General features: G+C 65.6%; 24 protein-coding genes and 1 tRNA gene. 17 read left to right on the top strand and 8 right to left on the bottom strand.

Annotated elements, in window-relative coordinates; genetic code table 11:
* Nucleotides 1-29 precede the first annotated feature (29 nt).
* The 4 genes from ACR65J_RS04270 to ACR65J_RS04255 are packed head-to-tail and all read left to right on the top strand — an operon-like array spanning nt 30 to nt 3,878.
* Nucleotides 30-767 (top strand): flavodoxin family protein, encoded by a 738-nt coding sequence (locus tag ACR65J_RS04270; RefSeq protein ID WP_440166348.1) that lies wholly within the window; start codon nt 30-32, stop codon nt 765-767.
* 22 nt (nt 768-789) lie between these two features.
* Complete coding sequence (gene ygfZ, locus ACR65J_RS04265; protein WP_440166346.1) at nt 790-1,872, top strand: CAF17-like 4Fe-4S cluster assembly/insertion protein YgfZ; 1,083 nt, start codon at nt 790-792, stop codon at nt 1,870-1,872.
* Entirely contained in the window at nt 1,872-2,297 is a 426-nt protein-coding gene (locus tag ACR65J_RS04260) for an ankyrin repeat domain-containing protein (protein WP_440166344.1), read from the top strand. The genes ygfZ and ACR65J_RS04260 overlap by 1 nt, the downstream gene beginning before the upstream one ends.
* 51 nt (nt 2,298-2,348) lie before the next feature.
* Nucleotides 2,349-3,878, top strand: a complete 1,530-nt coding sequence (locus tag ACR65J_RS04255; protein WP_440166342.1) for a DHA2 family efflux MFS transporter permease subunit — start codon at nt 2,349-2,351, stop codon at nt 3,876-3,878.
* On the opposite strand, the gene ACR65J_RS04250 is transcribed toward ACR65J_RS04255, so the two are convergent.
* The 5 genes from ACR65J_RS04250 to ACR65J_RS04230 all read right to left on the bottom strand — a co-directional run bounded on the left by ACR65J_RS04250 (nt 3,840) and on the right by ACR65J_RS04230 (nt 7,924).
* Nucleotides 3,840-4,556: a GNAT family N-acetyltransferase gene (locus ACR65J_RS04250; protein WP_440166340.1), complete on the bottom strand. Its 717-nt coding sequence runs from the start codon at nt 4,554-4,556 to the stop codon at nt 3,840-3,842. The genes ACR65J_RS04255 and ACR65J_RS04250 overlap by 39 nt on opposite strands.
* A gap of 27 nt (nt 4,557-4,583) precedes the next feature.
* Entirely contained in the window at nt 4,584-5,609 is a 1,026-nt protein-coding gene (locus tag ACR65J_RS04245; RefSeq protein WP_440166339.1) for an ATP-dependent 6-phosphofructokinase, read from the bottom strand.
* Nucleotides 5,610-5,814: 205 nt separating this feature from the next.
* Nucleotides 5,815-6,069 (bottom strand): PspC domain-containing protein, encoded by a 255-nt coding sequence (locus tag ACR65J_RS04240; RefSeq protein ID WP_440166337.1) that lies wholly within the window; start codon nt 6,067-6,069, stop codon nt 5,815-5,817.
* 3 nt (nt 6,070-6,072) lie between these two features.
* Nucleotides 6,073-6,330: a hypothetical protein gene (locus ACR65J_RS04235; RefSeq protein WP_440166335.1), complete on the bottom strand. Its 258-nt coding sequence runs from the start codon at nt 6,328-6,330 to the stop codon at nt 6,073-6,075.
* Between the two features lies 1 nt (nt 6,331).
* A complete protein-coding gene (locus ACR65J_RS04230) occupies nt 6,332-7,924 on the bottom strand; it encodes a PspC domain-containing protein (RefSeq protein WP_440166333.1) in 1,593 nt (530 codons plus the stop codon).
* A 125-nt stretch (nt 7,925-8,049) separates the two neighbouring features.
* Here ACR65J_RS04230 and ACR65J_RS04225 point away from each other — a divergent pair, with 125 nt between their 5' ends.
* Together ACR65J_RS04225 and ACR65J_RS04220 are read left to right on the top strand one after the other, a co-directional pair.
* Nucleotides 8,050-9,387, top strand: a complete 1,338-nt coding sequence (locus ACR65J_RS04225; protein ID WP_440166331.1) for an ATP-binding protein — start codon at nt 8,050-8,052, stop codon at nt 9,385-9,387.
* Nucleotides 9,384-10,088, top strand: a complete 705-nt coding sequence (locus tag ACR65J_RS04220) for a LuxR C-terminal-related transcriptional regulator (RefSeq protein ID WP_440166329.1) — start codon at nt 9,384-9,386, stop codon at nt 10,086-10,088. The genes ACR65J_RS04225 and ACR65J_RS04220 overlap by 4 nt, the downstream gene beginning before the upstream one ends.
* Nucleotides 10,089-10,241: 153 nt before the next feature.
* On the opposite strand, the gene ACR65J_RS04215 is transcribed toward ACR65J_RS04220, so the two are convergent.
* Nucleotides 10,242-11,459, bottom strand: a complete 1,218-nt coding sequence (locus ACR65J_RS04215; protein ID WP_440166327.1) for a pyridoxal phosphate-dependent aminotransferase — start codon at nt 11,457-11,459, stop codon at nt 10,242-10,244.
* A 276-nt stretch (nt 11,460-11,735) separates the two neighbouring features.
* Between ACR65J_RS04215 and ACR65J_RS04210 the strand changes: the two genes are divergently transcribed.
* The 9 genes from ACR65J_RS04210 to rplL all read left to right on the top strand — a co-directional run bounded on the left by ACR65J_RS04210 (nt 11,736) and on the right by rplL (nt 18,241).
* A tRNA-Trp gene (locus ACR65J_RS04210) sits at nt 11,736-11,808 on the top strand.
* Between the two features lie 82 nt (nt 11,809-11,890).
* Entirely contained in the window at nt 11,891-12,175 is a 285-nt protein-coding gene (secE, locus tag ACR65J_RS04205) for a preprotein translocase subunit SecE (RefSeq protein ID WP_142133076.1), read from the top strand.
* Between the two features lie 114 nt (nt 12,176-12,289).
* Nucleotides 12,290-13,105 (top strand): transcription termination/antitermination protein NusG, encoded by an 816-nt coding sequence (gene nusG, locus ACR65J_RS04200; protein ID WP_440166326.1) that lies wholly within the window; start codon nt 12,290-12,292, stop codon nt 13,103-13,105.
* 128 nt (nt 13,106-13,233) lie between these two features.
* Nucleotides 13,234-13,665: a 50S ribosomal protein L11 gene (gene rplK, locus ACR65J_RS04195; protein WP_018760472.1), complete on the top strand. Its 432-nt coding sequence runs from the start codon at nt 13,234-13,236 to the stop codon at nt 13,663-13,665.
* A gap of 177 nt (nt 13,666-13,842) precedes the next feature.
* The gene (rplA, locus tag ACR65J_RS04190) at nt 13,843-14,550 is read left to right on the top strand and encodes a 50S ribosomal protein L1 (protein ID WP_440166323.1); all 708 of its coding nucleotides are present in this window, start codon (nt 13,843-13,845) and stop codon (nt 14,548-14,550) included.
* Nucleotides 14,551-14,687: 137 nt separating this feature from the next.
* Nucleotides 14,688-15,785: a GNAT family N-acetyltransferase gene (locus ACR65J_RS04185; RefSeq protein ID WP_440166321.1), complete on the top strand. Its 1,098-nt coding sequence runs from the start codon at nt 14,688-14,690 to the stop codon at nt 15,783-15,785.
* Between the two features lie 7 nt (nt 15,786-15,792).
* Nucleotides 15,793-16,911: a GNAT family N-acetyltransferase gene (locus tag ACR65J_RS04180; protein WP_440166319.1), complete on the top strand. Its 1,119-nt coding sequence runs from the start codon at nt 15,793-15,795 to the stop codon at nt 16,909-16,911.
* Between the two features lie 296 nt (nt 16,912-17,207).
* On the top strand, nt 17,208-17,789 hold the full coding sequence (gene rplJ, locus ACR65J_RS04175) for a 50S ribosomal protein L10 (RefSeq protein WP_255172854.1): 582 nt from the start codon (nt 17,208-17,210) through the stop codon (nt 17,787-17,789).
* A gap of 77 nt (nt 17,790-17,866) precedes the next feature.
* On the top strand, nt 17,867-18,241 hold the full coding sequence (gene rplL, locus ACR65J_RS04170) for a 50S ribosomal protein L7/L12 (protein WP_139029946.1): 375 nt from the start codon (nt 17,867-17,869) through the stop codon (nt 18,239-18,241).
* An 81-nt stretch (nt 18,242-18,322) separates the two neighbouring features.
* On the opposite strand, the gene ACR65J_RS04165 is transcribed toward rplL, so the two are convergent.
* Both ACR65J_RS04165 and ACR65J_RS04160 read right to left on the bottom strand, forming a co-directional pair.
* Nucleotides 18,323-18,820 carry an aminoacyl-tRNA deacylase gene (locus ACR65J_RS04165; protein ID WP_440166316.1) on the bottom strand — a complete coding sequence of 166 codons (498 nt, stop codon included), beginning with the start codon at nt 18,818-18,820 and terminating at the stop codon, nt 18,323-18,325.
* Nucleotides 18,820-20,019: an acetyl-CoA C-acetyltransferase gene (locus tag ACR65J_RS04160; protein WP_440166314.1), complete on the bottom strand. Its 1,200-nt coding sequence runs from the start codon at nt 20,017-20,019 to the stop codon at nt 18,820-18,822. The genes ACR65J_RS04165 and ACR65J_RS04160 overlap by 1 nt, the downstream gene beginning before the upstream one ends.
* A 266-nt stretch (nt 20,020-20,285) precedes the next feature.
* Between ACR65J_RS04160 and ACR65J_RS04155 the strand changes: the two genes are divergently transcribed.
* Nucleotides 20,286-20,780, top strand: coding sequence for a hypothetical protein (locus ACR65J_RS04155; protein ID WP_440166312.1), 495 nt, complete (start codon nt 20,286-20,288; stop codon nt 20,778-20,780).
* A gap of 311 nt (nt 20,781-21,091) precedes the next feature.
* The gene (gene rpoB, locus ACR65J_RS04150; RefSeq protein WP_387557584.1) at nt 21,092-24,601 is read left to right on the top strand and encodes a DNA-directed RNA polymerase subunit beta; all 3,510 of its coding nucleotides are present in this window, start codon (nt 21,092-21,094) and stop codon (nt 24,599-24,601) included.
* Nucleotides 24,602-24,634 lie beyond the last annotated feature (33 nt).

Here is a 24,634-nt window from a genome sequence, read left to right as displayed (position 1 = left end):
CCCGACCCACGAAAAAGGGGAGCGGCACCGTGGAAGAAAGTACCCGGGAAACAGCAGGGGCGGCGGTGGGTTACAGCGACCTGAAGGCTGTCTTCTTCAACGGCACGCTGAAAAAGTCGCCCCAGACATCCAACACGGACGGACTGATCCGCATCAGCCGCCTGATCATGGAAAAACAGGGCGTCAGCACCACGGTGATCCGCACGGTTGACCACGACATCGCCAGCGGCGTCTACCCGGATATGACCCAGTACGGCTCGGCCACCGACGCGTGGCCCGAGCTTTACCCCGCCGTCCAGGCGGCCGACATTGTGGTGGTCGCCGGACCCATCTGGCTGGGGGACAACTCCTCCCAGACCAAGAAGCTGATCGAACGCCTTTACGCCCATTCCGGTGAGCTCAACAGCAAGGGCCAATGGGCGTTTTACCCGAAAGTCGGTGGCTGCCTGATCACCGGAAACGAGGACGGAATCAAGCATTGCGCCATGAACGTCCTGTACAGCCTGCAGCACATCGGGTTCAGCATTCCCCCGCAGGCCGACGCCGGATGGATCGGGCCCGTAGGGCCCGGCCCGAGTTACCTGGACGAAGGCTCTGGCGGCCCGGAGACGGACTTCACCAACCGGAACACCACGTTCATGACCTGGAACCTCCTGCACCTGGCGCGGATGCTGAAGGACGCCGGGGGCTACCCCGCGTACGGAAACCTGCCGGGTGAATGGGCTGCCGGAACACGATTCGATTTTGAAAACCCGGAATACCGCTGACCCCCAAGGACTTCTACTTCATATGACTACGCCCAGCCCTTTGTTGTCGCGCCCCGGGGCCGTCGAGGCCACCGGCCCTGACGCCGGGGTCGCCGCCCACTACGGCGAGCCGCTGCGCGAGCAGCGCGCACTCGCCGCCGGAACCGCCGTCGTCGACCTTTCCCACCGCGGCGTGGTCACCGTCACCGGGCCTGACCGCCTCAGCTGGCTCAATACCCTGTCCTCACAGCAGGTGGCAGCGCTGAAGCCGGGGGAGTCCAGCGAACTGCTGCTCCTCAGCGTCCAGGGCCGCATCGAGTTCGACGCCCGGGTGATCGATGACGGGGAGACCACTTGGCTGATCGTTGAGGCCGCCGAAGCCGCCCCGCTGGCCGAGTACCTCAACCGGATGAAGTTCATGCTGCGGGTGGAGATCGCGGACGCCTCGGCGGACTGGGCCGTTATGGGCAGCACGCGGGCCGTGCCCGAATGGTCCGGACACCTCGCCTGGCAGGACCCGTGGCCGCACGTTTCCGCCGGCGGATACTCCTACGCCACCGTCTCTGAGGAGAACCATCCCGGGCTTGAGCGTCCATGGTTCGAGTACCTGATCCCCGCCGCCGGGCTGGAGGACGCGGTCGCCGGGCGCGCGCTGGCGGGTGTGCTCGCCGCAGAGGCGCTCCGGGTGGCCGCCTGGCGCCCCCGCATCGGCGCCGAGACGGATGACAAGACCATCCCGCACGAACTGGACCTGCTGCGCACCGCCGTGCACCTGGCCAAGGGCTGCTACAAAGGCCAGGAAACCATCGCCCGCGTCCACAACCTGGGCCACCCGCCGCGCCGGCTGGTGTTCCTGCAGCTGGACGGTTCGCAGCACACCCTGCCCGCTGCCGGCAGCCCCGTCATGGCCGGGGAACGGAAAGTGGGAACGGTGACCTCGGTGGCGCAGCACTATGAAATGGGCCCCGTCGCCCTGGCAGTCATCAAGCGTTCCGTGGCCCCGGATGAAATACTGACGGTCCTGGACGGCGATGAGCCGTATCCGGCCGCCCAGGAACTCATTGTTGCCCCCGACGCCGGCCAGGTAGTGGGGCGCCAGACCGGATTCCTGAGGGGGCCACGCTGATGACCGAGAACACCACGCCCGTCCATGCTGGGGCGGAGGCAACGGAAGGGCACGACGACGACGCCCTGGCTTTGGCGCATACGCTCTTCCAGGCTGCCCGTGACGGAAGCAATGAGCTGCTGGGTGCCTACCTTGACGCCGGCGTTCCCGCCACCATGACCAACTCAGCCGGCGACTCCCTGCTCATGCTGGCCGCCTACCATGGGCATGCCGGTACCGTGCAGCTCCTCCTGCAGCACGGCGCCGATGCCAATACCGCCAATGACAGGGGCCAGACCCCGCTCGCCGGAGCCGCATTCAAGGGCTACTCGGACGTGGCAGGCATCCTGCTGGAAGCCGGAGCGGATCCGGATGCCGGTGCACCCTCCGCCCGCGCCGCGGCGCAGATGTTTGCCCGCACGGAGATCCTGGACCTCCTGGGCTGATCTTCCGGGTTTCCGCCCGGCACCAACCAAAACTTCCCAAAGGATGACCGAGTGGAAAACGTAGCAAAGCCGTGGCCGGCGCTGTGGTCCCTGGTGATCGGGTTCTTCATGATCCTGATCGACACCACCATCGTGTCCGTAGCCAACCCCCGCATCATGGAGGGCCTGGACGCCGACATCAACTCGGTGATCTGGGTGACCAGCGCCTACCTGCTGGCCTACGCCGTCCCCCTGCTCATCACCGGCCGGCTCGGCGACAGGTTCGGTCCCAAGAAGCTTTACCTTTCCGGCCTGGTGGTGTTCACCCTTGCCTCCTTGTGGTGCGGCCTGTCCGGTGATGTCGGGATCCTGATCGCTGCCCGTGTCCTCCAGGGCCTTGGCGCGGCCATGATGACACCGCAGACCATGGCCGTGATCACCCGGATCTTCCCGCCGGACCGGCGCGGCTCGGCGATGGCCGTCTGGGGCGCGACCGCGGGGATGGCGACCCTCGTGGGGCCCATCCTGGGCGGGATCCTGGTGGACGGCCTTGGCTGGGAGTGGATCTTCTTCATCAACGTGCCCATCGGCGTCGTGGGCTTCATCCTGGCGCTGCGCAACGTCCCGGCCCTCAGCACCCACCCGCACCGGTTCGATATCCCCGGGGTCCTGCTGAGTGCCGTCGGGCTGTTCCTGCTGGTCTTCGGCATCCAGGAAGGCGAGACGTACAACTGGGGCACCATCACCGGACCGATCAGCGTGTGGGGCCTGATCATCAGCGGCCTCGTGGTGCTCGCCGCCTTTGTGCTGTGGCAGCGCTTCAACAAGGGCGAGCCGCTGCTGCCGCTGGCACTGTTCCGGGACAGGAACTTTTCGCTGGCCAACATCGGCATCACTACGGTGGGCTTCACGGTGACGGCCTTCAGCCTGCCGCTGATCTTCTACTATCAGCTGGTCCGGGGCCTTACCCCTACGCAGTCCGCCCTGATGATGGTGCCCATGGCGCTGATCTCCGGCGGGCTGGCACCCGTGGTGGGGAAACTGGTGGACCGGGTCAACCCCAAATACATCACCGCCACCGGCCTGGTCCTCATGGCAGTGGCGCTGCTGTGGAATTCGGCACTGATGCAGCCGGACACGCCCATCCTCATGTTCCTGCTGCCCAGCGCGGTCCTCGGCTTTGCCAACGCCGGCATCTGGGCGCCGCTGAGCACCACCGCCACCCGGAACCTGCCGCCGCGGCAGGCCGGTGCAGGGTCGGGGGTCTACAACACCACCCGCCAGATCGGCGCGGTACTGGGCAGCGCAGCCATCGCCGTGCTGATCCAGTCCCGGCTGGCCGCCGAGCTGCCCACGGGTGGGCCAGGCGGGGCGGCCGGGGAGGGGCTGGCGATGGGCGGCTCGCTTCCGGAGTTCCTGCATGCGGGATTCTCGACGGCGATGGGCCAGTCCATCCTGCTGCCCGCCGGAGTGATCCTGGTGGGGGCAGCGGTGGCATTGTTCTTCGCCAAGCCGCAGCCGGTCCAGGGCTGGGGCGCGCAGGGAAAGCCGCAGGATCAGGCGTCAGCGAAGGTGGACGCTGGTCTGGATTCCGCCGGCTGAGAGGCCCAGCTTCCGGGCCAGTGCCAGGCAACCGGTGTTGCTGACGTCTGCACGCCACTGCAGCGTCAGCCCGGCGGCAAGGGCTTCATGGGCGGCAATGGAACCGGCCAATGAGCCAAGGCCGCGCCGCCGCCAGTCGGGATCCACCAGCACGCCCATGTTGGCCAGCAGGCCTTCCCATTCCCCATAAGCGCCGCAGGCCAGCGGTACACGCCTGCCATCCTGCTCGTGCACGATCGTGTAGCGGTTCTCGAGGTCGGACAGGCCCACCTCGTTGACGTCGTCCGGCGGGCACCTGCCTTCCAGTTCGATCGCCTCCGGATTCCCGTGCGAGACGGTCAGTTCCTCGGAGGGCTGCTGCAGTGGCAGGTCGTCGGCGAAGAACAGGGCGGCGGCACCGAGTCCGTGGCCGCCCTGCTCCCTGGTCAGTTTCAGCAAGGTGACGTGCTGGGCCATCTCCTCGTCGGGAATGTCCGCCGCGGCGTCAATGACGCTCCGTGGCCCCACCAGGGCGGAACTTCCGAACAGCCGCACAAACTCGACGGTCCGGGCCGATTCATCAGCCCGGACTATCCTCTTCCCGGATGCCAGGGCGTCACCGAACGCGTCGTCGTCGAGGCCCAGCCGGCGCGCCCACGCCAACTGGATAATGGCCGCTGAGCCCGGATCGAGTGTCATGGTCCCAGCCTAGGGCGGCCCGGAGGCTTAGCCGAAAAGGACCGCGGCTTCGTCGTAGCGGTTTTGCGGGACGGTCTTGAGCTGGCCCAGGGCTTCCTGGAAGGCGACGTGCTGGATATCGGTGCCCTTCAGTGCCACCATGGTGCCCCAGTACCCTTCCACCACCGAGTCGATCGCGGCCATGCCAAGCCTGGTGGCCAGGACCCGGTCAAAGGCTGACGGGACGCCGCCGCGCTGGATGTGGCCCAGGATGGTGGCGCGGGTTTCGATGCCGGTGCGGGCTTCGAGTTCCGGGGCGAGCTGGTCGGCGATGCCGCCCAGGCGGGGACGGCCAAAGGTGTCCAGTCCGCGCTCGGAGTGCGGGCTTTCCATGTGCTCCGGAACGAAGCCTTCAGCCACCACCACCAGGGGTGCGCGGCCACGGTGGTGGGCTTCCTTGACCCATTCGGTGATTTGCTCGATGCTGACCTTCTGCTCGGGGATGAGGATGGCGTGCGCGCCGGCAGCCATGCCGGCGTGCAGGGCAATCCAGCCCACGTGCCGGCCCATCACTTCGGCGATCATGCAGCGGTGGTGGGACTCGCCCGTGGTGCGCAGCCGGTCGATGGCCTCCGTGGCGATCTGCACGGCGGTGTCGAAACCGAACGTGTAGTCGGTGGCGTCGAGGTCGTTGTCCACGGTCTTGGGAACGCCTACGATCTTGAGCCCGGCGTCGGTGAGGCGCTTGGCCGCGGCGAGGGTCCCTTCACCGCCGATGGCGATGATCGCGTCGATGCCCAGGCGGTCCATGTGGGCCTTGATGGCTTCGGGGCCGCCCCCATTTTCGAACGGGTTGGTGCGGGACGTGCCAAGGATGGTGCCGCCCTGTTTGGCGATGCCGCGGACCATGGTGCGGGGAATATCGATGATGTCCCCTTCCACCACGCCCCGCCAGCCATCACGGAATCCGACGAATTCCTGGCCGTGTACTGCGATGCCTTTCAGTACCGCACCTCGGATCACGGCGTTCAATCCGGGGCAGTCGCCACCGCTGGTGAGGATTCCAATTTTCATGTTCGGCTCAAATCCTGGGAAGAAGGTTTACAGGCAGAGCGCCACGCTGAGCTCACCTAGAAGTGTAGTGGGGGGTGTGGGGTACGACACAAACCGGTTACATGGGGCTGCTGGAAGCAGCGGGAGAAAGGGCAGGCAAAAGCCCCCGTCCGATGAATGGATTCACGGGACGGGGGCTCGGGCCTGCCGGCGTGAGCCGGACGGGTCAGCTGTTAAGCGACCGGCGGTCCAGGAACGTCTGGAGCGGGATCTCGTTCCGCTGGTCCGGAAGGATCACCCACGCCAGGACGTAGAACACGAAGGCCGGGCCCGGAAGCAGCGCGAAGAGCAGGAAGGCGATACGGACGAACGCGACGTCCACGTTGAGCTTGGCAGCGATGCCGCCGCAAACCCCGCCAAGCCACCGCTCGGGGCCGCGCTTCAGGCCGAAGCCCCTGACGATGCTGAAGAACTTATCCATGGTTCAAGACTTCCCTGTAGTTGGTTCGTTGTCACGTTTCCGGGCTGAGAGCAGGCCGCCCACCACCAGGGCCACGCCCGCGCCGATCATGAGGCCGATCAGGACGTAGGTGCCGTTGAGGGTCACGATGCCCAGCTGCGCCACGATGATCAGTGCAGCCAGCGCCAGGACGATCAGTCCCCACACCACCGTGCCCACCCTGGCGGGTGCCGGTCCGGCAGGGTGTTGGCCCGCCGTCGTCGTAATGTTGCTGTTGTCCATGTCAGTTGCCTTCCTGGATGGTGACGTTGCTGAAGGTGCCGTCGATTTGCACCACCAGGTGGTTGCCCGGCTTGTCCGTGTTGTAGGTGCTTTCACGGGTGGTGGTGCCACCGCGCTGGCCGCTGGCTTCGTTCAGGTTCCCCATGGTCATGTCCGCCTTGATGTCCACGGGCACGTTCTGCGGGATCACCACCGTCACGTTGCTGGCGGTGATGTCCAGGGGAACCACGACGTCGGACGTCAGGGGGGCGGTGGGGGAGAGGTCCGTGAGGTCCACCGTTCCCCGCCCGGCGGTGATGTCGATGCCGCCGCGCGCCTCCTCGATGCTGGCCGGGTTCCAGTCGACCTGCTGGAAGCGCATCCGGCCGTCGTTCAAGGTGTTGTAGATGCCACCGGTGACCAGTGCGATTACTGCGAAGAGGCTCAGGATGCCTGCGGTCCGGCCGCGGAAGCCCGCCACCATGATGCCCAGCCCCAGGACGGCTGCGGCACTGGCCCACACAATGGCGTTGGCCGAGCCGCCCAGGTCGATGATGTTCGCGGCATCGAGCGCCTTGAGTCCACCGCCCACCAGCAGTGCGAGTCCTGTTGCAATGGCGACTGCCGGAGCGCCGGGACCGGACGGCCGGGGCTTTGGCGGCAGCGGCGGGACCCACGGGGCGGGGTAGCCGTTGCTGCCCGGTACGCCGCTGCCGGGTCCGCCGGGAGACGTGCCGCCACTGCCGCCGGCTCCGCCGGGGGCGCCTTCGCCGGGAGCGGATGGCATTCCGGAAGGGCTGTAGCCGCCTTGGCCGTAGCGGCCCGTGCCCGCCCTGCCCGCCGTGCCGGCGGTGCCGCTGCCGTACGGGGGTGTTGCGGTGCCTGGGGCGGCGGGGACCGGACCGGAAGCGGTGCCTGCGGAGAACGTTGAGGTGTGGGCCGGGCCGGAGCTCCCCATCGGATAGGTCCCGTCGGGGGCCGCGGTGCCGTGGCCGGCGATGGTGGGGTGGGCCTTGTTGCGCTGTGAGAGGTAGTAGATCAGGTAGATGGCGCCGCCCACCCAGAAGAGCGTCCACAGCAGGCCGCTCAGGCCGTTGTGGCTCCAGCCCCAGAAGCCTCCGCCCAGGCCGGTGAGTCCCAGGACCGTGGCGATGAGGGAACCCGTCATACCGCTGGACCAGCGGCCCGCGCCGGCTTCCTGGACATGGATCCTGCCGTCAGGTTCGGGAAGGAAGGCCCAGGCCAGGCCGTACAGGAGTACGCCGATGCCGGCCAGGAGGGTCAGGACAATGAAGACGCCCCGGATAATAATGGGGTCCACACCGAGCCGGTGTGCGATGCCGCTGCAGACGCCGCCGATCCACCGGTCGTTGCCGCGGTAGATGCCGTTGCTGCGGATCCAGCCGAAGAAGTCGGTGGACGGCGCCGGGGCGGGGCTGCCCTGGAACGCGTAGCGCTGGGATTGATCCGCAGGTGGGACCGGGGCGGGGTCCGGAGGCGTGGAGGCGGAGGACGGCAGCGGCTCGGTGGGCCGCTCGCTGTTCGTGCCGGGCAGCCCGTCGGGAAGGGGTTCGGCAGGGTGTTCGTCGTCGGGGGAGGGGGTCTGCGAGTTCATACCTCGATCCTCCCGTTCAGGCCGGTTGGCGCTCTACTGGGGGAAACCCTGAACCGTCCCTGAGCTGTCCCCGGGAAGCGGGCGTATGCGGTCCGGGCAACCCTGATCCGTGTTTGGATTGACCCATGACAACCCTTCCGGCGCGGCCGCCCCTGGCACGGAGCAGCGACCGTGTCATTGCAGGGGTATGCTCAGGCCTTGCCGCGCACCTGGGCTGGCCGGTGAAGAACGTCCGCGTGGGCATGGTCCTGGCGTCCTTCGCAGGAGGGGCGGGCCTGGTCTTCTATGCCTGGCTCTGGATCATGGTGCCCACGGCGGACGAGGCTGCCCGCCGCAACGCCCGCCGCCCGGCGTCGCCCATTGCCCCGGCGGTGAGCCAGCCCGCCCAAGGAAAGGCGGCCGACGGCGGAACCCCGGCAGGTGCCGCCGGTCCCGTCCCGGACGGTGAGGCTGCGCCTCCCGGACAACCCTGGTTCCGCGCGCGCGGAATGCGGTATGGCAAGGAAATCCTGTTGGGCTGCGGGCTCCTGCTGGTGGCCGGCATCATGATTGCCCAGCTGCTGGGCGTGGATGTGTCCCTCGGAACGCTGATCCCGGCTGCCGCTGTGCTGGGCGGCGCCTCGATCGCGTGGATGCAGCTGGACGAAACCCGCCGCGCCGGGCTGATGGACAAGACCAAGGCAAACCAGGCCGGCGGATGGGGCCGCCTTGCAGCCGGCCTGGCTTTGGTGGTGGCCGGGGTCCTGGTGATGGTCTCCGGCTCGGGCTCGTGGGAGCAAACCTGGCTCGCGTTGCTCGCTTCTGTGGCCGTGCTGGGCGGGGTGGTGCTGGTCCTGCTGCCCTGGGCACTGAAGTTCTGGCGCGACCTGGAAGCGGAGCGCGCCGGCCGGATCCGGGAAACGGAACGTGCCGAGATCGCCGCCCACCTCCACGATTCGGTGCTGCAGACCCTTGCCTTGATCCAACGGCGGGCGGGCAACGAGCACGACGTCGTCCGCCTGGCCCGTGCCCAGGAACGCGAGTTGCGCGGCTGGCTGTTCCAGGATCCAGGCCGCGAAAGCGGGCAGCTTTCAGACCGGGTCAAGGCTGTTGCCGGCGAAGTGGAGGACCTGCTTGGCAACGCCGTGGAGGTGGTCACTGTCGGTGACGCCGCCATGACCGAGGCACACGAGGCCCTGGTCCAGGCAAGCCGGGAGGCCATGCTCAACGCCTCTCGGCACGGTGGCGGGACGGTCTCGGTCTACCTTGAAGCGTCCGACGGGCAGGCCGAGATCTTCATCAAGGACAGGGGACCGGGCTTTGAACTGGGAGATGTACCGGCGGACCGGCTCGGCATCCGGGAATCAATCATCGGCAGGATGAAACGGCACGGCGGCTCCGCCGCCATCCTCAGCACCGGCGACGGCACCGAGGTCCGCCTCCGGCTGCCGGCCGCCGCAGAACACGCGGAAGGAAAATCATGACCACAACGCAGGGAACAGGTGGACAGGGAACAGGTGCCGGAGGCGCCAGCCGGCCAAACTCCGTGCGGGTGGTCATCGTGGACGACCACGCCATCTTCCGGTCCGGACTGAAGGCCGACCTTGACGCCAGCATCCAGGTGGTGGGGGAGGCTGCCACCGTTGAGCAGGCCATCGCCGTGATTGCCCAGCAGCGGCCCGACGTCGTCCTCCTGGACGTCCACCTGCCGGGCGGGCTGGGGGGCGGCGGCCGCGAAGTCATCGCAGGCTCCGCCGCGCTTTTGTCCAGCACCCGGTTCCTGGCACTGAGCGTCTCCGATGCAGCGGAGGACGTCGTCGCCGTGATCCGCGCCGGAGCCCGCGGCTATGTCACCAAGACCATCTCCGGCGCCGAAATTACCGACGCCGTGTTCCGGGTGGCCGGCGGCGATGCGGTCTTCTCTCCCCGCCTCGCCGGTTTTGTCCTGGACGCCTTCGGCACTGCCCCCGCCGATATTGCCGATGACGAACTGGACAAGCTCTCGGCCCGCGAACTTGAAGTCATGCGGCTCATCGCGCGGGGCTACAGCTACAAGGAAGTGGCCAAGGAACTCTTCATCAGCATCAAGACCGTGGAGACCCATGTGTCGGCAGTGCTGCGGAAGCTCCAGCTCTCCAGCCGCCACGAACTCACCAAGTGGGCCGCGGAGCGCCGCCTCCTCTAGCCGCCCATCACCTCCTGCCCCTATATCTCCAACGCCCCATCACCTTTCGGGCCTTAAACCAGAACGCCCCATCACCTTTCGGGCCTTAAACCAGAACGCCCCATCACTTGGTGATGGGGCGTTCTGGTTTTTCCTGCGAAAGGTGATGAGGCGTTACTGGGCCTTGCCCAGGAAGTCCTGCAGGCGCTGCACCCCGGTGGCGAGGTCGTCGTCGCCCAGGGCGTAGGAGAGGCGCAGGAAGCCGGAGGGGCCGAACGCCTCGCCCGGAACCACAGCCACCTCAACCTCGTCGAGGATCAGCGAGGCCAGCTCCGCGGAGGTCTGCGGCGTGGCGGTGCCGGACGCGGTGGGGAATTCCTTACCCAGCAGCGCACGGACGTCCGCGTATACGTAAAAGGCGCCCTTCGGCGTCGGGCATTCCACGCCGTCAATCGCATTCAGCCCCGCGACGATGGCCTTGCGGCGGCGGTCGAACGCCACCTTCATCTCATCGACCGCGGTCAGCGGGCCGGACACGGCGGCGAGGGCGGCAATCTGCATGATGTTGGACACGTTCGATGTGGCGTGCGACTGCAGGTTGGTGGCCGCCTTGATGACGTCTGCCGGGCCGATCATCCAGCCCACCCGCCAGCCGGTCATGGCGTAGGTCTTGGCAACGCCGTTGAGGATGACCACCTTGTCGCCCAGTTCCGGGGCAGCGGTGGCGATGGAGGTGAAGGGGACGCCGTCGTAGGTCAGGTGCTCATAGATCTCGTCGGTGACCACCCACAAGCCCTTGGCCGCGGCCCACTTGCCGATCTCCGCCACCTGCTCGGGGGAGTAGACAGCGCCGGTGGGGTTCGACGGCGAGACGAACAGCAGGATCTTGGTCCGGTCCGTCACGGCTGCTTCTAGCTGCTCAATGGTCACCAGGTAGTCCTGCTCAGGCCCGGCGAAAACGTCAACGGGCACGCCGCCGGCCAGGCGGATGGCCTCCGGGTAAGTGGTCCAGAACGGGGCGGGGACGAGGACTTCGTCCCCCGGATCCACCAAGGTGGCGAAGGTGTTGTAGACGGCCTGCTTGCCACCGTTGGTGACCAGCACCTGCGAGGGATCCACGGTGTAGCCGGAGTCGCGCAGGGTCTTCTCTGCGATTGCCTTCTTCAGCTCGGGAAGACCGCCGGCGGGGGAGTAGCGGTGGTACTTGGGCTGGCCCGCCGCCTCGATGGCAGCCTGGACAATGTAGTCCGGGGTGGGGAAGTCCGGTTCGCCCGCACCGAAGCCAATAACCGGCCGGCCAGCTGCCTTCAGCGCCTTGGCCTTGGCGTCAACGGCCAGGGTTGCGGATTCGGCAATTGCGGAAATGCGTTGGGAAACGCGGGCGGAAGGCATTGGCAGGTCCGTTCTTCGCTTGCAGCCGGGAGGCTGGAATGTGGGATTCGACGAGTTCTACTCTATGCTGTTCACCGGACCCTCCGGGGTGCCGGTTTTGATTTATGACTGCCTGGCGCAGCACGTTTCGAACCGGACTTCGGTTGGACCGGGGCGGGCTGGTTTTACCTACGCGAAGTTCTTGCGTAGACTGGTTCACCGGTGTTGAAACACAGATGATGGCGTGCGCCCCAGTTCAAGCTGGTGTCGGCCATCAAAGAGTGGAATTCACTCCATAGGGTAGTGGCGCAATTGGTAGCGCAGCGGTCTCCAAAACCGCAGGTTGCAGGTTCGAGTCCTGTCTGCCCTGCGCAAGCTGCTCCGGGCGAAAGCCCGGAGCAGGCGCAGCAACCATGGTTCTGATCAGGGCCGGGTAATCCACCATTGCAAAGATGAGCGAGGACCAGGTGACCGAAACAGCTGCCAGCAGCTCCAAGGGCCGCCCAGCTAAGAAGGAAGCCAAGGCAAACTTCTTCGCCCGCATTGCACTTTTTGTCCGCCAGATCATCGGCGAACTGAAGAAGGTTGTCGCCCCCACCCGCAAGGAACTGATCAACTACACGCTCGTGGTGCTGGTGTTCGTGGCCATCATGATGGTCATCGTCAGCCTGCTGGACATTGGTTTCGGAACCGCTGTCAGCTGGATCTTTGGCGGTACCGGCTCCAAGGACAGCTAAGGCTGCACGGTCCGCAGGCCGCGTGATTCACCGGGGTAACCGGAAGGAAGCGCCGGCGTGCGGAATTGAGCCATTTAAATAGGCATGTTAGGCAATGAGGAAGCAGGAGACCAAGTGTCTGAGCAGGAGCTCGAGGTAACCGAGACTGGGCTGGAAGAATCCCCGGACGTCACGGCAGAAGCCGGTGAAGAGTCCGAGGTTGAGTCCTCCACGCCCGAATCCGACGACGCCGCCTCCGACGTTGCAGAAGCTGACGCCGACGCTTCAGACGCCGACGGTGAAGACGAGCCCGCAGACGCCCTTGCCGCCGCGGCAGCCACCGCAGCAGCGGACCCCGCAGAGGAGTTCAAGGCCAAGCTGCGCCGCCAGGAGGGTGACTGGTACGTCATCCACTCCTACGCCGGTTACGAGAACCGCGTGAAGGCCAACCTTGAAACCCGCATCCAGACCCTGGACATGGAAGATTACATCTTCGAGATCCAGGTGCCCATGGAAGAAGTCGTGGAGATCAAGAACGCCCAGCGCAAGGTGATCAACCGCGTCCGCATCCCCGGCTACGTCCTGGTCCGCATGGACCTGACGGACGCTTCCTGGGGTGCCGTCCGGCACACCCCCGGCGTCACCGGCTTCGTGGGCAACGCCCACAACCCGGTCCCGCTGCGCCTTGACGAGGTCTTCTCCATGCTCGCCCCTGTCTTCGAGGAAGAGCAGGCCGAGAAGGGCAAGCCGGTCAACAAGCAGCACCAGGCCCCCGTCGACGTCGACTTCGAGGTTGGCGAGTCCGTCATCGTCAAGGAAGGCCCGTTCGAGACCCTTCCCGCCACCATCTCCGAGATCAAGGTCGAATCCCAGACCCTCGTGGTGCTGGTCTCCATCTTCGAGCGCGAAACGCCGGTCACCCTGGCGTTCAACCAGGTCACCAAGATCTGAGAATCCTAGAATTCGTTCCGGCGCCGCCCGCTTAGCAGCTCCGGAACGGCCGGCCGCCTCGCCATGGCGGCCACAAACCTGAGGCACGCTCCTGTGCCCCAGGACGTTATTGAGAGAAGGACCCTACATTGGCTCCCAAGAAGAAGGTCACCGGCCTCATCAAGCTGCAGATCCAGGCAGGTGCCGCCAACCCGGCCCCGCCGATCGGTCCTGCGCTTGGCCAGCACGGTGTCAACATCATGGAATTCTGCAAGGCGTACAACGCTGCGACGGAAGCCCAGCGCGGAAACGTCATCCCCGTGGAGATCACGGTCTACGAGGACCGTTCCTTCACGTTCATCACCAAGACCCCGCCGGCTGCAGAGCTCATCAAGAAGGCTGCAGGCGTTGCCAAGGGTTCATCCACCCCGCACACCGTCAAGGTTGCCAAGCTGACCCAGGCCCAGGTCAACGAGATCGCCTCCACCAAGATGGAAGACCTCAACGCCACCAGCCTCGAAGGCGCAGCGAAGATCATCGCCGGCACCGCCCGCTCCATGGGCATCACCGTCGAGGGCTAACACCCTTACCGCTGTCCAGCGTTGGGTAATTGACGACGACGGGCGGCACCGCCGGGACACCGGCACCAAAAAAATTGAAATGTTGGTCATCCGGGCCGGATAACGAACCGGATCACCGACTGTGGCAGGGCCCAGCGCGGTCCGCAGACCACAACTGCACAAGGAGAAATAAGCAGCATGGCAAAGCGCAGCAAAGCATATGAGGCAGCAGCCGCCAAGATCGACGCGGAGAAGCACTACGCACCGTTCGAGGCAGTAACGCTGGCCAAGGACACCAACCCGTCCAAGTTCGACGCCACCGTTGAGGTCGCCTTCCGCCTCGGCGTGGACCCCCGCAAGGCTGACCAGATGGTCCGCGGCACGGTCAACCTGCCCCACGGCACCGGCAAGACCGCCCGCGTCCTGGTCTTCGCAACGGGCGACAAGGCTGAGGCCGCAATCGCAGCCGGCGCCGACTTCGTTGGTTCTGACGACCTGATCGAAAAGATCGCCGCCGGCTGGACCGACTTCGACGCCGCCGTTGCCACCCCTGACCTCATGGGCAAGGTTGGCCGCCTCGGTAAGGTCCTGGGTCCGCGTAACCTGATGCCGAACCCGAAGACGGGCACCGTGACCCCCGACGTCACCAAGGCCGTCAACGACATCAAGGGTGGAAAGATCGACTTCCGCGTCGACAAGCACTCCAACCTGCACTTCATCATCGGCAAGGTATCCTTCGACGCCGTCAAGCTGGCCGAGAACTACGCAGCAGCACTGGAAGAGGTGCTTCGCCTCAAGCCGTCCGCTGCGAAGGGCCGCTACATCCAGAAGGCAACCGTTGCCACCACGTTCGGCCCCGGCATCTCCGTGGACCCCAACGTCACCAAGGTGCTCACCGAGGCATAGTCCTCATCAGCATCCCGTGCTTCTAAGGCACATCTGAAGGGACCGTCCGGCTGCCAGCCGGGCGGTCCCTTCATCGTTAACACATCGTTTCCTTGCGCAGACCCCGCCAACTGTCCACCGCTGGCTAGGCTGAGGGGATGACGCAGCCGAACGCCCTGGTGATTTCCGCCGTCGTTGTTCCGCCTGCCGCGGACGCCGCGGACGGCTACCAGGACTTCCGGGACTGCGAGGCGATGCGGAGGGCGCATGAGCTCGACACCTGGGGTGACCTGGACCGCGGCTACACCTTTGCCGAGGAAGTGGAGCATTGGCGCGGCACCGAGTACGAGGCGCGGCACCTCTTTGTTGGCCGGCTTGGCCCGGAAACCGTGGGCATGTGTTCGGTAACGTTGCCGCTGCGCGAGAACACCAGCACGGCCGGGATCGGTGTCCTGGTGGTTCCGTCCTACCGACGGCGAGGCCTGGGACGCCAGCTGCTCCAGTACGCCGAGGAGGTGGCGCGGGACAACGGCCGTACCTCCCTGGACGGTTACTTCGAACTCCCGGCGACACTGCTGGACGGCGACGGGCCGCGGCAAGCGGCCAAATCCGGGGCAGGAAGCCTGCCCGCAGATGACGCCGCCACTGCCTTTGCCGTGGCCCTCGGATATGAGCTGGAACAGGTGGAGACGTCCAGCAGGCTTTCCCTACCGGTGCCGCCGGAGCGGCTGGAGAAGCTGGAAGCCGAGGCAGCTGCCCACGCGGGCGGTTACACCTTGATGGGATGGGACGACGCCTGCCCTGACGAACTGGTGGACAGCTTCGCCGTCCTCAACGCCCGCATGAGCACGGACGTACCCACGGCGGGGATGGATTGGGAAGGCGAGCTCTGGGACGCAGCCAGGGTCCGCCGCAACGAGGAAACGCTCGCCCGCAGCGGGGTCCAGGCTTTGGTGGCGGCCGCCATGGACCGGTCCACCGGCGAGCTGGTGGCCTACACGGTCCTCAACTGGCGCCCCGGGGTCCCGGCAACCGTGCTGCAGCAGGACACCCTGGTGTCCGCCGGGCACAGGGGGCACCGGCTGGGCATGCTGATCAAGCTTCAAAACCTCCGCAGGGTCCCGGACAGATGGCCCGCGGCGCGCTCGGTCCTGACGTGGAATGCCAGCGAAAACCAGCATATGCTGGCGATAAATACCGCCCTTGGATTCAGGCCCGCCGGCTATGAAGGTGAGTGGCAGAAACGGCTGGGATGATGCCCGCATGGCAATAGACGTGAAGATCGAGCAGCTGTATATTCCCGACTCACTGGACACCCCGGACGCAGCGGACTTCCTCGCCGCCGTGGAGGTGGGCCGCAAGGTGCGCATGCAGACCTGGGGCAGCGACGATCTTGCCTACGGCGCCCAGGAAAAGTTGCTTGAGTTCGCGGACCCGTATGAGCGCCAGCTGATCCTCGTTGCGAAGGTGGACGGCGCGATTGTGGGCACGGTTGATATTGCGCTGCCCCTGACCGATCACCTGGACCTCGCCGAGCTCACCCTGGACATCCTGCCCGAGTTCCAGCGGCAGGGGGTGGGGCGCCGCCTGCTTGAGGCGGCCGAACAGCTGGCCAGGGGTGAAGGCCGCACCATGATCCTGGTGGACACCAACCATCCGGGCGCGTCACTGCACGAGTTTGAACGGGCGCAACTGGTACCCGGCTCCGGGCAGGGGTTTGTGCCCTTGGAGAGCCGCGAAGTGGAGTTCGCGCAGAAGACCGGATACACGCTGCAGCACATCGAGCAGTTCAGCTCCTGCCTCCTGCCCCTGGACACCAAGCTGGTGGCCGACCTCCAGGCTGAAGCCGAGGAAGCCAACAACGGCAGGTACCGGCTGCACCACTGGACGGACCGCTGCCCGGACCGCTGGTTGGAGGCCGTGGCCGCGCTCGAAAACCAGGCCGGCGCCGACGTTGACCCGTCCCTGGACGCGCCGATTGAACAGGACATGGTGTTCGACGGCGGCATCCTGCGTGAGGCGGAGGACGTCGCCATCGCGCAGGGCAGGAGAACAGTGGTCACCGCCGTTGAGCACATCGCCACCGGATCACTGGTGGGCCTGACCACGATCACGGTCCTGGCGCACCGGGCTGACGTGGTGTTCCAGGACGATACCCTGGTCCTGCAGGAACACCGGGGCAACAAGCTCGGGCTCCTGATCAAGGTGGCCAACATGGAACGGCTCAGCGAGCAGTTCCCGGACGCACGCATCATCTACACCTGGAATGCGCCGGAGAACCGGTACCTCCTGACGGTCAACAAGCAGCTGGGATTCCAGACGGCCGGCGTGACGGGGATCTGGCAGAAAGAGCTCCCCACGCTGCATACCAGCACCAGCTAAGCGCCAATTTGGCGGACCGGCAGTGCCTCGCGTAAGCTGGGAGTACCAAAGACCGTCGGTTGTTGGAAATCCACTCTCCTGTACATGGCTCAATTCTGTAGTTGTGCGCAGGGGACCACAGTGGCTTTCCGGACGAAGGACCCTCAACGCAGGGCGGCCGGCGCAGGTGAACGAAGCAAAGTTCCGCGGTATAACCGTGTTGAGCCAAGCCCCGTGCATCTGCGCGGGGCGTTTTTAGTTTTAGCTCTCTTGAGCGGGGACCGTCGAATACCGGCACTATCCCCGGAAGGAGGGTTATGGCAACGCCTACCAAGGTTTCAGCAGTAGCTGAGATCACTAACGATTTCAAGGAATCGAACGCCGCTGTCCTGACCGAATACCGCGGGCTCACCGTTGCACAGCTCAAGCAGCTGCGTGTTTCTCTCGGCCAGGACACCAAGTTCGCGGTCGTCAAGAACACCCTGACCGCCATTGCAGCCAAGGAAGCCGGCGTCGAAGCATTCGACGGCCAGCTTGCCGGCCCCACTGCAATCGCGTTCATCAAGGGTGACGCAGTTGCCGCTGCCAAGAGCCTGACGGATTTTGCCAAGGCCAACAAGCAGCTGGTCATCAAGACCGGTTACTTCGAGGGCAAGGCGCTGGACGCCAGCGAGGTAGCCGCACTGGCTGCCCTCGAGTCCCGCGAGCTGCAGCTCGCCAAGGTTGCAGGCGTCCTCAAGGCACCCGCCGCCGCAGCTGCACGCATCATCGACGCACTGCGCCTCAAGCTTGAAGAAGAGAACGGTGCACCGGCAGCTGCCGAAGCGCCCGCCGCTGAAGAAGCTCCCGCCGCTGAAGCAGAGGCTCCGGCCGAAGCTCCCGCTGCCGAAGAGAACTAATTCTCTTACCCACACCAGACTCCGGTGCCCGTCCGGCCCCGCGCCGCCCGGACACCACAACAGGAAGGACGCCTACCATGGCGAAGCTCAGCAACGAAGAGCTCATTGAAGCTTTCAAGGAACTGACCATCATCGAGCTCTCCGAGTTCGTCAAGCTCTTCGAAGAGACCTTCGAAGTTACCGCCGCTGCTGTTGCAGTTGCTGGCCCCGCCGGCGCTGCTGCTGAAGAGGTTGAAGAGAAGACCGACTTCGACGTCGTCCTCGAAGCTGCCGGTGACAAGAAGATCGCAGTCATCAAGGAAGTTCGCGCCATCACCTCCCTCGGCCTCAAGGAAGCCAAGGACCTGGTTGACAGCGCACCGAAGGCTGTTCTCGAAGGCGCCACCAAGGAAGCTGCCGAGAAGGCCAAGGAGCAGCTCGAGGCTGCAGGCGCCACCGTTACCCTCAAGTAACAACGCCTTTTCCTTCGGAAACCCCGTCCCACTGCGAGTCAGTTGGGCGGGGTTTCCTGCTTTAATATCGCGAAGTCCTGCTTAGCCGGGGTCGCTGATGTCCGCCACCACGGCGCCAAGGGCCGCGGTGAGCGCGTCGGCGTCCACGAACGCGCTGTAGCCGTGCGCCCCGGCGCCCATGGAGATGCGCCGCCCGGTAATCTTGGCATCGGCATAGACGGGCCAGGCGGTGGTGCTGCCCAGCGGCGTGATGGTGCCCCGCTCGTAGCCCGTGGCCTCCAGTGCAGTCCCCGCGGGCGGCAAAGACAGCTTGTTCACTCCCACCAGGGCGCGGAGCTTTGGCCACGAAATCTGCCGGTCGCCCGGGATGAGCGCGAAGAGGAACGTCCCGTCCTTGTGCTTGACCACCAGGGACTTGACGATGTCCGCCGGTGAGATACCCAGGATGTCCGCAGCCTCTTCGAGGCTCTTCGCTGCGGGCCGTTCCACCACGTCAACGTGCAGGCCACGGGCTGCGGCGTCGGCCAGGAACCGTTCCCGTCCGACGCCGTCCGCTCCGTTTCCGGATGGACCCGCCATCAGTCGCGGTACAGCAGGAGGGCTTCGCCCTGCCCGCCTCCGCCACAGAGGGATACGGCAGCCTTGCCGGTCCCGCGCCGCTTCAGCTCATGCGCAGCGTGGGCGGCCAGCCGGGCACCTGAAGCACCGATCGGATGACCCAGGGCGATGGCGCCGCCGTGGAGGTTGCACTTCTCCAGCGGGTAGTCCAGGTCCTTGAGGGACTGCACGGCCACCGAGCCGAATGCTTCGTTGATCTCGATGAAGTCAAGGTCGGCGGTGCTCCACCCCGCTTTGCCAAGGGCATTCATGATGGCGTTGGAGGGCTGGGAATGCAGGGAATTGTCAGGCCCGGCCACCTGCCCCGGCTTCCCGACCACCGCGAGGTACTCCAGCCCGTGTTCCTCCGCGTAGCCGCGGGAAGTGAGGACCAGGGCGGCGGCGCCGTCGGACAGGGGAGAGGAGTTGCCGGCGGTGATGGTGCCGTCAGTGACGAAGGCAGCCCGCAGGCCGGCCAGGGACTCGATCGAGGTATTGGGGCGGACCCCTTCATCGGTGTCCACCACCAAGGGCTCGCCCTTGCGCTGCTTGACGCTGATGGGTGCGATCTCGCTGTCGAACGTTCCGTTCTTAGCCGCAAGCGCCGCGCGTTGGTGCGATTGGGCGGCAATGTTGTCCTGCGAAGTGCGGTCGATGCCCAGCGAGAGGTTCCGCGTCTCGGTGGACAGGCCCATCGACTCCCCGTCGAAGGCGTCGGTCAGCCCGTCGTGGGCTGCAGCGTCCAGCGCCTGGATGGACCCGTATGTCCACCCTTGGCGTGATCCCGGAAGCAGGTGCGGCGCCCGGCTCATCGACTCCTGGCCGCCCGCCACCACCACGGCAGCCTCGCCTGCGCGGATCATCCGGGCTGCGTCAATCACGGCGGTCAGGCCTGAAAGGCATACCTTGTTGACGGTCACGGCAGGCACGTTCCACCCGATGCCGGCGCCGATGGCGCTTTGCCGCGCGGGGTTCTGGCCGGCGCCTGCCTGCAGGACCTGGCCCATGATGACGGCCTCCACATCCGCTGCATCGACGCCACTGGATCCCAGGGCAGCTTTGATGGCGTGCGCACCCAGGTCCACAGCCGTGAGACTGGAGAGCTGGCCGTTGATCCGGCCCTGCGGGGTCCGTGCGGCCCCGAGGATGACAACGTCATTGTTGTGGGGAGAGTTGTCCATGGTTACCACTTTCAGTCCGGTTTCGGTCTAAGCCACCAAGGCTATCGTGAGCCTGGTCACCCAACTATTCAAACGCTGGAAGCGCTATGTGCATTCCTGCCGCGGCATTCCTGCGGCCGGATTCTGCGGCGGGGCAGGGGAGGGGTCCCCACCGGCGCGTTGTGTACGACGGCGGCCGCTTGCGTAGGGTGGAAGGCGAGGCTGTGCAGGGGACGCGCTTTGCAAGGGGACACCAGGTCCGGGGCCGGGACGGACGGAGCGGGATCGTGAAGAAGGAGCTTTCTGCGGCGGCCATCGCCGTGGCACTGATGGGCGGCACACTGGCGGGCTGCTCGGTGTCAGCACCCGCGCCGGCGGAATCCACCCAGCCAGCGGGACCGCCGTCGACCTCGGTCCATGGGCCGGAAGCCGGCAGCCCTGCTGCCTCCACCGGGCCGGGAAGTACCGGTGCAGCGGCTGGGGCGGGCGGAACCAGGGGGGCCTGCGAACTGTTCAACAAGCTGGTGGCGGCCTACGCCGCGGTTTCCCCCACCGACTCCAAGGGCTACGAGGACATCTACTCAAAGGCCCAGGACGCGAAGGATACGGTCTCCGGAGACCTGCGGGGGCTGTTCACGTCGCTGAGCCTGTTGGCCATCGACCACTCCTCGGCGGCGGGATCCGGGGGCAGGCCGTCCCAGGAATCCCAGGACGCGGTGCGGGATGCCGTGTTCGCAAACGCCGGAACCTGCACGGCGGAGGGCGTTACGCTGCGGCTCTGAGGCCGGCCAGCCTCCTCGCGTACCGAGGCCCGAAACAAGGTGCTTGCATTCCGGCGGGATGTGGGGTAGACATGTAGGTTGTTTTGCCGTATCGTAGATATTTGCGTCTTCCCTGTTTACCTTCAGCCTTCATATAGCGGTGGGCTTTGCCTGGCAGCTGGCAATCAACGTGCCGTAACAACGGTCACAGCATAGTCAGTCCAGGCCCCGGGTCATATAGCGGAACCGGATGGTAGCGCTGCGGAGTCACTCCGCAGGGTGCACAGCGGGGGAGATCTGAAAACGCCTGAAGGTCTGTGGAAGGATCCCTCTTGGTCGCCTCGAGCACCTCTAATAACGAAACCGCTAACACTGCCGACAGCACTGATGGTGCCACTCGCCGGCTCTCATTCGCAAAGATTCACGAACCCCTTGACGTTCCGAATCTGCTTGCCCTGCAGACAGACAGCTTTGACTGGCTGGTCGGCAATGAGCGCTGGCAGGCACGCGTGGCAAAGGCTGTCGAAGAAAACGATCTCAGCGTCGCCACCACGTCCGGCCTGTCGGACATCTTCGAAGAGATCTCCCCGATCGAGGACTTCCAGGGCACCATGTCCCTGAGCTTCTCCGATCCGGAGTTCGCTGACCCCAAGTACACCATGGCCGAGTGCAAGGACCGGGACGCAACGTACTCGGCTCCGCTGTACGTCAAGGCCGAGTTCATGAACAACAACACGGGCGAAATCAAGCAGCAGACCGTGTTCATGGGTGACTTCCCGCTGATGACCGAGAAGGGCACCTTCGTCGTCAACGGCACCGAGCGTGTCGTCGTCTCCCAGCTGGTCCGTTCGCCGGGCGCCTACTTCGAGCGCGCCGCCGACAAGACCAGCGACAAGGACATCTTCACCGCCAAGATCATCCCGTCCCGCGGTGCATGGTTCGAGCTCGAGATCGACAAGCGCGACCAGGTCGGCGTCCGCCTCGACCGCAAGCGCAAGCAGTCCGTCACCGTCCTGCTGAAGGCCCTGGGCTGGACCGAAGGCCAGATCCTCGAAGAGTTCGGCCAGTACGACTCCATGCGGGCAACCCTGGAGAAGGACGCCACCGAAACCCGCGAAGACGCCCTGCTGGACATCTACCGCAAGCTGCGTCCGGGCGAGCCGCCCACCGTCGAGGCTGCCCAGTCGCTGCTGGACAACCTGTACTTCAACTCCAAGCGCTACGATCTGGCCAAGGTTGGCCGCTACAAGATCAACCGGAAGCTGGGCATCGACCGCTCCCTTGGCGACAAGGAAGCTTCGGTCCTGCATGTTGAAGACATCGTGGCCATGATCAAGTTCCTGGTCGCGCTGCACGCCGGCGAGAAGACCATCAAGGGCACCCGCGATGGCCAGGAAGTGGACCTGCGCGTCGAAATCGATGACATCGACCACTTCGGCAACCGCCGCATCCGCGCCGTCGGCGAGCTCATCGAGAACCAGGTCCGCACCGGCCTGTCCCGCATGGAGCGCGTTGTTCGCGAGCGTATGACCACCCAGGACGTCGAGGCCATCACGCCGCAGACCCTGATCAACATCCGCCCTGTGGTTGCAGCCATCAAGGAGTTCTTCGGAACCTCCCAGCTGTCGCAGTTCATGGACCAGAACAACCCGCTCTCGGGCCTGACCCACAAGCGCCGCCTGTCGGCCCTTGGCCCCGGTGGTCTGTCCCGTGACCGCGCCGGCATGGAAGTCCGTGACGTGCACCCGTCCCACTACGGACGCATGTGCCCCATCGAAACCCCTGAAGGCCCGAACATTGGCCTCATCGGTTCGCTGGCTTCCTACGGACGTATCAACCCGTTCGGTTTCATCGAGACCCCGTACCGCCTGGTCAAGGACGGCGTCGTGTCCGACGACGTCCAGTACCTGACGGCCGACGACGAGGCCGAGGTCCTGATCGCCCAGGCCAACGCCCCGCTGGACGAGAACAAGAAGTTCGCCGAAGAGACCGTCCTGGTCCGTGCCCGCGGTGGTGGAGGCGAGCCCGTCCTGGTTCCGGCCGAGGACGTCGAGTTCATGGACGTTTCCCCGCGCCAGATGGTTTCCGTGGCTACCGCCCTGATCCCGTTCCTGGAGCACGACGACGCAAACCGCGCACTCATGGGTGCCAACATGCAGCGCCAGGCTGTGCCGCTGGTCCGTTCCGAGGCCCCGTTCGTGGGCACCGGCATGGAGCGCGCCGCCGCCGTCGACGCCGGTGACGTTGTCATCGCCAAGAAGGCCGGTGTGGTCACCGAGGTTTCCGCCGAACTCGTCATCATGCTCAACGACGACGGCACCGAGACCAACTACCGCATCAACAAGTTCGCCCGCTCCAACCAGGGCAACTGCTACAACCACCGCGTCCTGGTCAACGAAGGCCAGCGCCTGGAAGTTGGCGGCATCATCGCCGACGGCCCGGCAACGGACCAGGGTGAGCTCGCACTGGGCAAGAACCTGCTCGTGGCATTCATGTCATGGGAAGGCCACAACTTCGAGGACGCCATCATCCTCTCGCAGCGCATCGTTGCCGAGGACGTCCTTTCCTCCATCCACATCGAGGAGCACGAGATCGATGCCCGCGACACCAAGCTTGGTGCCGAGGAAATCACCCGTGACATCCCCAACGTGTCCGAGGAAGTCCTGGCCGGCCTGGACGAGCGCGGCATCATCCACATCGGTGCCGAGGTTGAAGCAGGGGACATCCTGGTCGGAAAGGTCACCCCGAAGGGTGAAACCGAGCTGACCCCGGAAGAGCGCCTGCTGCGCGCCATCTTCGGTGAGAAGTCCCGCGAAGTGCGTGACACCTCCCTGAAGGTTCCCCACGGCGAGTCCGGCACCGTCATCGGCGTGCGCGTCTTCGACCGCGACAACGACGACGAGCTGCCCCCGGGCGTGAACCAGCTGGTCCGCGTCTACGTGGCCGCCAAGCGCAAGATCACCGACGGCGACAAGCTCGCCGGCCGCCACGGCAACAAGGGTGTTATCTCCAAGATCCTCCCGATCGAGGACATGCCCTTCCTTGCCGACGGCACGCCCGTTGACATCGTCCTGAACCCGCTGGGTGTTCCGGGCCGAATGAACGTGGGCCAGGTGCTCGAAACGCACCTCGGCTGGGTTGCCAAGACCGGTTGGAAGATCGAAGGCGAGCCCGAGTGGGTCAAGCAGCTGCCCAACCTGCCGCGCGAGAGTGGTCCCACCACTGTTGCAACGCCGGTGTTCGACGGCGCCCGCGAAGAGGAAATCACGGGCCTGCTGGATTCCACCAACGTGACCCGCGACGGTGACCGCCTGATCAACTCCTCGGGCAAGACCCGCCTGTTTGACGGCCGCTCCGGCGAGCCGTTCCCGGATCCGATCTCGGTCGGCTACATGTACATCCTGAAGCTCCACCACCTGGTGGACGACAAGATCCACGCACGCTCCACCGGCCCGTACTCCATGATCACGCAGCAGCCGCTGGGTGGTAAGGCACAGTTCGGTGGCCAGCGCTTCGGTGAAATGGAAGTGTGGGCGCTCGAAGCTTACGGCGCCGCCTACACCCTCCAGGAACTCCTCACGATCAAGTCCGATGACATCCACGGTCGTGTGAAGGTCTACGAAGCGATCGTCAAGGGCGAGAACATCCCCGAGCCGGGGGTTCCCGAATCCTTCAAGGTCTTGATCAAGGAAATGCAGTCGCTGTGCCTGAACGTGGAAGTTCTTTCCACGGACGGAACCACAATTGAAATGCGTGACTCTGATGACGCAGTCTTCACGGCTGCGGAAGAACTGGGCATCGATCTGTCTCGCGCAGAGCCCAGCTCCGTAGAAGAGGTTTAGCAGGTAAGCGTTCGACGGCGGGTGCGCACCCGC

The organism is Arthrobacter sp. SAFR-044 (assembly GCF_059414985.1).
This window is presented reverse-complemented; position numbering and strand designations above follow the sequence as displayed.